At 70.8% G+C, this 10,872-nt stretch carries 11 protein-coding genes and 1 pseudogene; 6 read left to right on the top strand and 6 right to left on the bottom strand.

The window, feature by feature from the left end; translation table 11 throughout:
* The 4 genes and pseudogenes from PK606_RS03750 to PK606_RS03735 all read left to right on the top strand — a co-directional run.
* Positions 1–210, top strand: a pseudogene (locus PK606_RS03750) (peroxiredoxin); the annotation flags it as partial.
* A 223-nt stretch (positions 211–433) separates the two neighbouring features.
* Positions 434–2,038: an alkyl hydroperoxide reductase subunit F gene (gene ahpF, locus PK606_RS03745; RefSeq protein ID WP_324560853.1), complete on the top strand. Its 1,605-nt coding sequence runs from the start codon at positions 434–436 to the stop codon at positions 2,036–2,038.
* 109 nt (positions 2,039–2,147) lie between these two features.
* Positions 2,148–2,804 (top strand): metalloregulator ArsR/SmtB family transcription factor, encoded by a 657-nt coding sequence (locus PK606_RS03740; protein ID WP_324560851.1) that lies wholly within the window; start codon positions 2,148–2,150, stop codon positions 2,802–2,804.
* Positions 2,805–2,836: 32 nt separating this feature from the next.
* A complete protein-coding gene (locus tag PK606_RS03735) occupies positions 2,837–3,280 on the top strand; it encodes a hypothetical protein (RefSeq protein WP_324560849.1) in 444 nt (147 codons plus the stop codon).
* 91 nt (positions 3,281–3,371) lie between these two features.
* On the opposite strand, the gene PK606_RS03730 is transcribed toward PK606_RS03735, so the two are convergent.
* From PK606_RS03730 to hemC, 4 genes are read right to left on the bottom strand one after another with little or no spacing between them, the layout of a single operon-like run.
* Complete coding sequence (locus PK606_RS03730; RefSeq protein WP_324560847.1) at positions 3,372–4,652, bottom strand: heme biosynthesis protein HemY; 1,281 nt, start codon at positions 4,650–4,652, stop codon at positions 3,372–3,374.
* Between the two features lie 6 nt (positions 4,653–4,658).
* Positions 4,659–5,777: a uroporphyrinogen-III C-methyltransferase gene (locus tag PK606_RS03725; RefSeq protein WP_324560845.1), complete on the bottom strand. Its 1,119-nt coding sequence runs from the start codon at positions 5,775–5,777 to the stop codon at positions 4,659–4,661.
* Positions 5,774–6,559, bottom strand: a complete 786-nt coding sequence (locus PK606_RS03720) for a uroporphyrinogen-III synthase (RefSeq protein ID WP_324560843.1) — start codon at positions 6,557–6,559, stop codon at positions 5,774–5,776. Before PK606_RS03720 ends, PK606_RS03725 begins: the two co-directional genes overlap by 4 nt.
* 10 nt (positions 6,560–6,569) lie before the next feature.
* The gene (hemC, locus tag PK606_RS03715) at positions 6,570–7,496 is read right to left on the bottom strand and encodes a hydroxymethylbilane synthase (protein WP_324560841.1); all 927 of its coding nucleotides are present in this window, start codon (positions 7,494–7,496) and stop codon (positions 6,570–6,572) included.
* A 215-nt stretch (positions 7,497–7,711) separates the two neighbouring features.
* Here hemC and PK606_RS03710 point away from each other — a divergent pair, with 215 nt between their 5' ends.
* Positions 7,712–8,209: a hypothetical protein gene (locus PK606_RS03710; protein WP_324560839.1), complete on the top strand. Its 498-nt coding sequence runs from the start codon at positions 7,712–7,714 to the stop codon at positions 8,207–8,209.
* A gap of 161 nt (positions 8,210–8,370) precedes the next feature.
* The gene (locus PK606_RS03705; protein WP_324560837.1) at positions 8,371–9,057 is read left to right on the top strand and encodes a Crp/Fnr family transcriptional regulator; all 687 of its coding nucleotides are present in this window, start codon (positions 8,371–8,373) and stop codon (positions 9,055–9,057) included.
* A 7-nt stretch (positions 9,058–9,064) separates the two neighbouring features.
* Here the strand turns inward: PK606_RS03705 and PK606_RS03700 are convergent, their stop codons facing one another.
* Both PK606_RS03700 and PK606_RS03695 read right to left on the bottom strand, forming a co-directional pair.
* Positions 9,065–9,805, bottom strand: a complete 741-nt coding sequence (locus PK606_RS03700; protein ID WP_324560835.1) for a LytR/AlgR family response regulator transcription factor — start codon at positions 9,803–9,805, stop codon at positions 9,065–9,067.
* Entirely contained in the window at positions 9,802–10,845 is a 1,044-nt protein-coding gene (locus PK606_RS03695) for a sensor histidine kinase (protein ID WP_324560833.1), read from the bottom strand. Before PK606_RS03695 ends, PK606_RS03700 begins: the two co-directional genes overlap by 4 nt.
* Between the last annotated feature and the right edge of the window lie 27 nt (positions 10,846–10,872).

Here is a 10,872-nt window from a genome sequence, read left to right as displayed (position 1 = left end):
CTGCGCGGCACCTTCGTGATCGACCCCAGCGGCACCATCAAGACCATGGAAGTGCATTCCAACGAGATCGCCCGCGACGTCACCGAGACCGTGCGCAAGCTCAAGGCTGCCCAGTACACCGCCGCCCACCCGGGCGAGGTCTGCCCCGCCAAGTGGAAGGAAGGCGCCAAGACGCTGACGCCGTCGATCGACCTGGTCGGCAAGATCTGACCACGCCGACGCGAGCTGCGCTCGCTTCCCCCTGAAGGGGCGCATCGGGCGGCCGGGCTGGGCCCGCACCGCCGGTGCTTCGACCCAGGCGTCGAAGCACAGCGTCTCGCACCCGCCGAACGGCGACAGGGCACTGCCCTGCCGTTCGGCTTTTTTATCGACCACATTCAGCCCGCAGGCCACCCAAGACCGGCCCGCAAGCACCATCCAAGGAGCCACCACCATGTTGGACGACGACATCAAGCAACAACTGGCCGCCTACCTCGAGCGCGTGAAGCAGCCGTTCGAGATGGTGGCTTCACTGGACGACGGCGACTCGTCGAAGGAACTGCGCGAGCTGCTGGAGGAAGTCCAGGCGGCACGCCCGGACATGATCACGCTGCGCCTCGACGGCAACGACGCCCGTAAGCCCTCGTTCGCCCTGGCTGCCAAGGGCACCGACACGCAGTTGCGCTTTGCCGCTATCCCGATGGGGCACGAATTCACCAGCCTGATCCTGGCGCTGCTGTGGACCGGCGGCCATCCGCCCAAGGTCGAGGCCGACGTGCTGGAACAAATCAAGAACCTCGGCACCGACCTCGACTTCGAGGTCTACATGAGCCTGTCGTGCCACAACTGCCCCGACGTGGTGCAGGCGCTGTCGCTGATGAGCATCGTCAACCCGCGCGTCAAGACCACCGTCATCGACGGCGGCCTGTTCCAGCAGGAGATCGAAGCGCGCGAGATCATGGGCGTGCCCACCGTCTACCTGAACGGCGAATACTTCGCCAACGGGCGCATGAGCCTCGAGGAAATTCTGCAGAAGGTCGACACCGGCGCAGCCAAGCGCGATGCCGAGAAGCTGAGCGCCAAGGCGCCGTTCGAGGTGCTGATCGTCGGCGGCGGCCCGGCTGGCGCTGCGGCCGCGATCTATGCCGCGCGCAAGGGCATCCGCACCGGCGTCGTGGCCGAGCGCTTCGGCGGCCAGGTCAACGACACGCTGGAGATCGCCAACTACCCCGGCATCCCCGAGACCAACGGCCCCGCCTACGCTGCCGCACTGGAGGCCCACGTGCGCAACTACGAGGTCGACATCATGAACGCCCAGCGCGTCGCCGAACTGGTGCCGGCGGCCGAAACCGGTGGCCTGATCACCGTCAAGCTCGACAACGGCGGCCAGCTCGCAAGCCGCACCGTCATCCTGGCCACCGGCGCGCGCTGGCGCAACGTCAACGTGCCGGGCGAGCAGGAATACAAGACCAAGGGCGTGGCCTACTGCCCGCACTGCGATGGCCCGCTGTTCAAGGGCAAGGACGTGGCGGTGATCGGCGGCGGCAACTCGGGTGTCGAGGCCGCGATCGACCTGGCCGGGGTGGTCAAGCACGTCACCGTGCTTGAGTTCCTGCCAGAGATGAAGGCCGACGCGGTGCTGATCAGGAAGCTCAAGAGCCTGCCCAACGTCACCATCCACACCAACGCACAGACCACCGAGATCACCGGCGAAGGCGGCAAGGTAAGCGGCTTGAAGTTCAAGCACCGCGGCGACGGCACCGACGCCAGCGTGGATCTGGAAGGCGTGTTCGTGCAGATCGGCCTGGTGCCCAACACCGAGTTCCTGGGCGAGGTCGTCGAGCGCAGCAAGTTCGGCGAGATCGTCGTCAACGCACGCGGCGAGACCAATGTGCCGGGCGTGTTCGCGGCTGGCGACTGCACCACCGTGCCGTACAAGCAGATCGTGGTGGCTGCTGGCGCCGGTTCGACTGCTGCTTTGAGCGCGTTCGATTTCCTGATCCGTACGCCGGCTCCCGCAAGCGCCCAGGCCGAGGCCAGGCAGGCCGTGACGGCCTGACGTTTCGAATCATCGCCTCAGACGAAGAGCCCGCTCGATGAGCGGGCTTTCTTGTTTTTCATCCACAATCAGGCACTAAACAATCTAACTATCATTAGAATATACGTTCATGTCCGCGATCACCAAGACCGACCTCTACGAGCACGTCGCCCGCATCGGCAAGGCGATGGCCAGCCCCAAGCGGCTGGAGTTGATTGAACTGCTCGCCCAGGGCGAGAAGACGGTGGAGCTGCTGGCCACGCAATCGGCCATGGACGTGCGCCTGACCAGCGCCCACCTGCGCACCCTGCGCGAGGCACGCTTGGTCGAAACCCGGCGTGAAGGCAAGTTCATCCACTACCGCCTCAGCGGCCCCGACGTAGCCCATCTGTGGATGAACGTGCGCGAAGTCGCCGAGGAACACCTGGTCGAGTTGCGCCTGGCGCTGGAGCAGATGGCGAGCGCGCCTGATGTGCTCAGCCCCGAGAGCCGTGCGTCGTTGCTGGCCAAGGCCAGCAAGGGCGACATCGTCGTCATCGACGTGCGTCCAGATGCCGAATACGCGGCGGGCCACCTGCCGCATGCGCGCTCGATCCCGCTGGGCGAGCTGAAGAAGCGCCTGGCGGAACTGCCTGCCGGCAAGCAGATCGTCGCCTACTGCCGCGGTCCGTTCTGCCTGATGTCCGATGAGGCCGTGCGCCTGCTGCGCAAGCGCGGCTATACGGCGCACAAGATCACCGACGGCGTCACCGAATGGCAGGCCGGCGGGCTACCGATCGAGCACTGATTTCCCAACCAGCCTCACCAGGAAACAAGCCCATGATGAAGTCCCTCGCCTTCGGCCTGATGGCCAGTGCTTTCGCACTCTCGGCTGCTGCGGCCGACGTGTCGATGGCGGTACCCGGCGCGCAGAACATCAGCGGCCAGAAGGTGCTGACCTTCATCGCCAAGGACCCGCCCGGCCAGCGCTGCAACGGCAACCTGCAGGTGGCCGCCGAGATCGCCAACACCTACCGCGTGCCGATCCAGCTGCTGCCGGCCAGTCTGGCGCCCGGCCTGCCGGCGCCGGCCGTGCTGTATGGCAACCAGGTCATCGTCGCCGACGGCAAGGACTTCAACGGCGCGGCCAGCTACCAGATCGTGGCCGACGTGCTGGAGATGGAAGCGGTGCCCAAGCACGGCAAGTCGGGCCTGCTGTTCCAGGATGGCGTGCGCAAGGACTTCGATGCCTTGAAGGCGACCATCAAGGCCGGGGGCAAGTAGCGCAACTTCTTCGTCAGCGAGGTCGCTTCGGTTCTCATGGCAAGAACTGCTTGCAGCGCACACCCCACATCGCGCAGGCAACGACGAGCCGTCAGGTCATCACGGCCTGCTTCCACGCCTGCGCCGCCGCCGCTTCGTCACCGCGCTGCTCGGCCAGTTGCGCCAGCGCCCGCCAGGCGTGACGCCGCAGGCTCTCGTCCCCGAGCGTCCGCGTCGCCTGGCTCAGCAGCATCTGCGACCGGCCCCACAAACCGCGGTGCAGGCAGGCCATGCCGGCCAGGTACTGCAGGTTGGCATCGCGCGGGTTGGCCTGCACCGCGGCTTCGATGCGGGCCAGCCAGTCCGGGTCGGTCGGCGCGTCGGGATCGGCCATGCCGGCTTCCAGCAACTGCACCAGGCGCACGCGCTCGCTGTCGTCGAGCGCGTCCGGCATCAGCATCTGCGCCCACACCGGCGCCAGCCACTGGCGCACCAGCGCATGACTGCCGCCCAGCTTGAGCATGTGCTGGGCCGCGCGCAGCGCCAGTTCGGGCATGCCGCGCTCGGCCGGGTCGAGCGAGGCCCAGACCTGTTCCAGCTGCGCCGGGTCGCGGGCGCCGCGGATCAGCTCTCCCGCCAGGCCACGCACCAGGCTGCGCGCGGCCTGCGGCGAGAACGCGCGGTGCTTGGCCAGCAGGCGCGCCGTGTCCATGGCGTCCTCGCTGCGGCCCGACTGGCGCGCCGCCTTGAGCTTGATGCGCAGCGCGGCGGTGCGCCGATGCGCGCCGGTCGGCAGTTCCTCGAGCCGAGCCAGCGCGCCACCGGGATCGCGGTCGTGCAGCGACCAGCGCGCCGCGCGCAGCAGCACGCCCTCGCGCAACTCGGGCGCCACGTGGGAGCCGCCGCCGGCAACCCCGAGCGCGCGTGCCAGATGGGTATCGCGGGTGGTCTGATCCTGTAGCGCGTGGGCGCTTTCCGCCACCGCCATGTGTGCCAACGTGCGCAGCGCCACCGCATGCGGCGGCGATTCGCCGCTCTCGGCCAGCGCCTGCTCGCGCAGCAGCGCGCCTTCGGCGGCCTTGCGCGCGCGCAGGTAGCGGCCGGCGGAAAACTGGGTCAGCGCCTCCAGCAGCAGGCCATGGGTGGCGCGCTCGCGCTGCTGGGCCCGCCAGCGGCGCGCCTGGCGCGGCAGCTCGACCATCGCCGTGAACGCGCGCATGGCCAGGTACACCAGCACGAACAGCAAGCCCAGCAGCAGCAGCACCAGGTTGACCGACAGGTCGACCCGGTGCGGCGGCCAGAACACCGTGACGGTGCCCGGGTTGTCGCCGGCGAACAGCGCCAGCGCCACCGCCATCGCGAACAGACCAACCAGCCAGAGCGCGGCACGCATCGCGTCTTACTGGCTCACGCCGGGCTGGCCGCTGGCCGCGACGGCGCCGGCCAGCGCCGCCAGGGTTTCCTGCACGCGCGGCAGGTCGGCCGACTTGGTCACGCCCTGGACCTGCTGCAGCAGCGTGGCGGCGGCCTGGGTGCGGCGCGAAGCAGGGTCGAACCAGGTGCCCAACGCGGTCGACGCAGCCGCCAGGTCGGCACGCGCGGCCTCGTACTGGCGCGCCAGGATCGCCAGCCGCGCGCCCTGCAGGCGCAGCTTGAGGTTCTCGCGCACGAAGAAGGCTTGCTCCGGGCTCAGCATGCTCGCCTCGGGTCGTTCGATCCGGCTGACGCGCAGCAGGTTGGCGGCTTCGCGTTGGAACGCGTGCCACCAGCGCTGCCACCACAACTCCGGCGTCTTGCCGTCGGCGCCACGCGGCAGCTTGTCCAGGTCGGTGTGGCCGACCGCGTTGGCCACCGGCAGTTCGTCGATCTGGCGCAGCAGTTGGTCGATGCGCGCCAGCAGGCCGGCCGTGTCGGGGATGCTGGCTGACTTCACGCGCTCTAGATCCCTGGCCACGGCGCGCGAGACCGGCACCAGCCGCGGATCGACGCTGCGTCCCAGCCGCCGTTCGGCGGTGCGCAGCGCCGCCAGCAGCGGCTCGACGCTGCCGGTGAGCTGGGTCTGGTCCTGCGCCACGCGCAGCGCCGCCTCGAGGTCGACCGCCAGGTTTTCGTCGCGCGCCCGCGCCACCACCTGCACCAGTTCCTCGAGCTGCGCGCGGTAGGCGACCATGTCGCCGACCTTGCTTTCCAGCACCGCCACCTTGGCCGCGGTGTCCCGCACCGTTTCCTCGGCCTGGCGCGCCAGCGTGCGCGCCTCGACCGACTTGTTGCCGGCGTCGGCGCTCTGGCGTGCCAGCTGCTGCTGCATGCCGTCGACCTTCTGCCACAGCAGCAGGCTCACGGTGAGTCCGACGGCGGCCAGCAGCCAGGCAACCACCAGGCCCGGTTGCAGGCCGCGGCGCCGCCAGCCGGGCAGCGCCCGTGCGGGCCGCGGCAGCGCCGTCCGTGGCTCGGAAGCTGAAGCCGGCGCCGGCGCCGCGGCGGGCGGCGTCGGGGCAGGATCCAGCTCGGAATTCATGCCGCCGATTCTATCGACGCCACCACCGCTTCCAGCGCCGGCCGCGTCTCGCGGACCTGGCCGAAACCCGCTGCCCGCGCGGCCTCCGCGATGCGCGGGTGGGTCGCCAGCGCGACGGCCGCCGACCAGTCCTGCGCGGGCAGGCCGGCGCGCAGGTTGGCGATCGCCTCGGAGCTGCTCAGCAGCCACAGGCTGCCGTCGGTCGCCGCCGCGCTGGCCAGGGCGCGCTGCGCGGCATCGAGCTGCGGCGCGGCGCGGCGGTAGGCCACCACCTGCTCGATCCGCACGCCGTGGTCGGCGAGCTGCCGTGCCAGCCAGTCGCGGCCGGCCACCCGGCCCTGCGCATCGCCGCCGCGCACGATCAGCACCCGCAGGCCGGGCCGGACCTGGGCCTGCACCTCGGCCCACAGCGATTCGGAATCGAACTGCGCGGCATCGGGCGCCGGCGCATCGATGCGCGCCGCCGGCCAGCCGGCACGCCGCAACGCCGCCGTGGTGCCGGGGCCGGGCGACCAGGCGCGCGTGGCGATGGCGGCCGGCGCCGGCCCCGGCACCGCGTCGCTGCGCAGGAACCCGTCCACCGCGTTGCCGCTGACGAACATGGCGACGTCGTAGCTGTCTCCCAGGTGCGCACGCGCGTGGGCGACGGCACCGGCCATCGGCTCGGGCACGATCTCGATCAGCGGCAGTGCCTCGGCTGCGATGCCGCGCACCGCCAGTTCAGCGACCCAGCGCGCCGCCTCGCGTGCCGGTCGGGTCACGATCACGCGGGGGCGGCTCATCGCGCCGGCATCAATGCGCGCCGCCGGCCCGCAGCTCGGCCGCCACGCGCTCACCCAGCGCAGCGGCCTGCTCCAGCGTGTCGACCTCGGCCTCGCCTTCGGCCCTGACCAGGCCGGGATCGCCTTCCGGCTCGCCCCAGGCCGCGCGCAGCTGCAGCCGCCGGCCTGCCAGCGTGGCGTGCGCCGCCAGCGGCATCGAGCAGCTGCCGCCCATGGCGCGGCTGACGGCGCGCTCGGCCGCCACCGCCAGCCAGGTGGTGCGGTCGGCCAGCGGCGCCAGCGCCGCTGCCAGCTCGGGCATGCCGGCGCGGGTCTCGATGCCCAGGGCGCCCTGACCGGCAGCTGGCAGCATCTCATCCGGCGGAAAGATGTAGCGGATGCGCGATGCCAGTTCCAGGCGCTTGAGGCCCGCCGCCGCCAGCACGATGCCGGCGTACTGGCCTTCATCGAGCTTGCGCAGCCGGGTGTCGAGGTTGCCGCGCAGCGGCTCGATGCGCACGTCGTCGCGCTGCATCCGGGCCAGCAACTCACGCAGCAGCACGGTGCGGCGCAGGCTCGAGGTGCCGATCACCGCATCCGGCGGCAGCTCGGCCAGCGTAGCGCAGTGCGGCGACACCCAGGCATCACGCGGGTCCTCGCGCTGCATCACGCAGGCCAGTTCGAAACCCTCGGGCAGCTCCATCGGCACGTCCTTGAGCGAATGCACCGCGATGTCGGCGCGGCCGTCTTCCAGCGCAGTCTCCAGCTCCTTCACGAACAGGCCCTTGCCGCCGACCTTGGACAGTGTGCGGTCCAGGATCTGATCGCCGCGCGTGGTCATGCCCAGCAGCGTGACGGCGTGGCCGCGCGCCTCCAGCAGCGCCTTGACGTGTTCGGCCTGCCACAGGGCCAGGCGGCTCTCGCGGGTGGCGATGGTGATCGGGATGGCAGCGGGCATGGGCAGGACGGACAAAGGGGGGTTAGGCGATGGTAACCGCGCCGTCCGCAGCACGCCGCCGCAGCAACGGTCGTCAGCCGGCGTTCTTGATGATTGCTAAGGATTGCAAAGTACGCTGGAACAGACCCGGCCATGCACCGCTCGGAACAGACAGGAGCGCGGATTTGCCCGTGCTCCGTTTCACAACCCATACCCAAAGCAGGAGTTTGCAGACCATGATCCGTCGTCAATTCTTCCAATCCGTCTCGCTGGCACTGACGGCCGGCGCCCTCGGGCTGGCGCTGAACAGCCCCGCCCTGGCCCAGGCCGGGCACGATCACGGTGCCGCCGGCGAGCAGCAGTTGACGCTCAACCAAGGCAAGAAATGGGCCACCGACGCACCGCTGCGCAAGAGCATGACGCGCATCCGCGAACTGGTCGCGCCGCAGATCGACGCCGCGCACGCCGGCAAGATGGACGACGCCAAGTACAAGACGCTGGCCGGCCAGACCGAGCAGCAGATCGGCGTCATCGTCAAGGAATGCAAGCTCGAGCCCGCCGCCGACGAGGTGCTGCACGTGCTGATCGGGCGCATGGGCGAAAGCATGGACGTCATGTCCGGCAAGACCGCCGGCAAGAAGGACGATGCGCTGGTGCAGCTGGCCCGGACCGTGAACGACTACGGCACGCACTTCGACCACCCCGGCTTCAAGTCGATCCCGCTCACCCACTGATCGGGCCGGCGTGACCGCCGGGGATAATGGCGGGACGAAGCGCCCACCATGATCCTCGCGGCACGCCGTGGAACGCATCCGCCGGGCGGCCGGAGCGGCCGGCCTGGGATCATGACGGCGCAAACCGAGCATCCCAGTCACCGTCTCCGAGCGCCCGTTCCGTGTCCACCGCGAAGGCCCTGCCTGCCACCCGACTGCTTGCGGCGGTGCCGCTGTTCAAGGCGCTGACGCCGACCACGCTGGGCCTGCTGGCCGCCGCCAGCCAGCGCCGGCCGCTGAAGCGCGGCGAATGGCTGTTCCAGCAGGGCGAGCAGTCCACCGGCATGTACGTGGTGGTGTACGGCGAGATCAAGCTGATCGCCACCACGCCCGCGCGCGGCCAGCGCCTGACCGATGTCGCGGGCCCCGGTGACAGCTTCGGCGAACCGATGATGTTCCTGGAACGGCCGATGGTGGTCGGCGCCCAGGCTGCCAACGACGCGCTGGTGCTGTACCTGCCGAGCGAGGTGCTGTTCGCCGAGATCGAGCGCGATCCGCACCTGGCGCGCCGCATGCTGGCCGGCCTGAGCCGCCGCGTCGCCAGCCTGGTGCAGGCGCTCGAGCAGCAGACCATGGCCAACGCCAGCGAACGCGTCGCCGGCTACCTGCTGCGCCACGCGGGCGCCAACGGCGAGAGCGTGACACTGACGGCCAAGAAGGCCGAGATCGCCACCCAGCTCGGGCTGACCGCCGAGCACTTCTCGCGCGTGCTGCGCGAACTGAGCGCGGCCGGCCTGCTGTGCACCCGGGGGCGCCAGATCGCCCTGCTCGACCGCGCCGCGCTGGCCCGGCTGGCGCTGCAGGCCTGAGCGGCGCTCAGCCGCCCAGCAGCTCCCGCACCACCGCCAGCTGCCGGCGCGATACCGGCAGGCACTCGTCGACGCCCGCCAGGCGCACCACCCAGCCCTCACCTTCGGCACCGTCCGGCTGGCGCTCCAGCGTGCGGATGGCATCCCGCACCACCAGCGCGTTGCGGTGGATGCGCACGAAGCGCGCGGGATGGCGGCGCTCCAACTCGTTCAGGCTGTCATCCAGCAGGTGGCTGGCCTGCATCGTGCGCACCGTCACGTACTTCTGCTCGGCCTTGCAGTACAGCACCTCCGCCAGCGGCAGGCGCAGCGTGCGGCCGCGCTCGGTGATCAGCAGCCAGGCCGGCTCGGCCTCGGGCACCTGCGCGCTGCGCGCCCGCAGCGCGCGCTCCGCCTTCTGCAACGCGGCGCGCAGGCGCTCCAGCCGCACCGGCTTGGTCAGGTAGTCCAGCGCCTCGAGCTCGAAGGCGCGCACCGCGTGCTCGGCATGCGCGGTGACAAACACCACCAGCGGCGCCTGCGGCAGCGCGCGCAGGCTGGCCGCGAACTGCAGGCCGTCGTCGCCCGGCATGTGGATGTCGACCAGCGCCAGGTCGAAGCCTTGCTGCCGCAGCAGCGCCCGCGCCGCGGCGGCGTCGCCAGCCTCGCCCTGCACCACCGTGGCCGGCTCCCGGCAATCGGCCAGCAGCGCGCGCAGGCGCGTGCGCGCCAGCGGTTCGTCGTCGACGATCAGCACGCGCAGGCTCATGGCGTGCTCCCGGACGGCATCGGCACCTCGATGCGCACCTCGTACACGTCACCGACCAGCGCGGTGCGAAAGCTGCCCTGCAGGTCGTGCAGCAGGCGCAGGCGCTCGCGCACGTTGGCCAGCCCGATGCCATGGCCGGCGCCGCCCTGCCCGGTCGGCACCGTGTTGCTGACCTGCAGCACCGCGGTGCGGTCGCGCAGCCGCGTGCGCACGCGCAGCTGCGCGCCGGCGCTGCTTGGCTCGACGCCGTGCTTGACCGCGTTCTCCACCAGCGGCTGCAGGATCAGCGGCGGCAGTCGCGCCGCATTGGCTCGCTGGTCGAGCGACCACTCGACGCGCAGGCGCTCGCCGAAGCGCGCCTGCGCGATCTCCAGGTAGCGGCGCGCCAGCTCGATCTCCTGTCCCACCGTGGAGTCCTGCTCGCCCTCGGCCAGCACGTGGCGAAACAGCTCCGACAGGTCTTCCAGCACGGCCTCGGCCTTGGCCGGGTCCTCGCGCACCAGGGCGATCGCGGTGTTGAGCGTGTTGAACAGGAAATGCGGCCGGATGCGCGCCTGCAGCTGCGCCAGCCGAGCCGCCGTCGCCGCCAGCGTGCGCCCGCGCGCGCGCCACTGCAGGCCGGCCACCAGGCCCGCCGCCAACAAGGCCCCGGTGCTGGCGCTGGCTAGCCAGGGCGCTGGCGCCGCGCCCAGCCCGCTGACGAGCAGACACGCCAGCAGACCGGCCAGCGCACCCAGCGCGATGCCCGCAAAGACCTGCCAATGCCATGGCCAGCGCACCAGCCGCAGCTTCAGGCCGCAGCCGGCGAGCAGCCACAGCAGGGTGGCCGGCAGCGCGCCGCTGGTCAGCAGCGCCAGCCGTTCGAGCCAGTCCGCCGGTCCGCTGGCCGGGTACATCAGCGCCACCGCCAGCACGGTCTGCACGAACAGCACGGCGCGCAACACCACGCCGGCTTCGCAGGCATCGAACACCAGCAATGGCGCGGCTTGGCGCGGCGCGGCGGGCTGGCCGAAGGCCGATAGAATTTCCGGATCTTTCATGCGCGAAGGCGGATTGGGCACAGTGTA

Source organism: Ottowia sp. (assembly GCF_035444425.1).
Taxonomy (GTDB): domain Bacteria; phylum Pseudomonadota; class Gammaproteobacteria; order Burkholderiales; family Burkholderiaceae_C; genus Ottowia.
The sequence above is the reverse complement of the archived record's forward strand: the minus strand, read 5'-3'. Positions and strand labels throughout refer to the sequence as shown.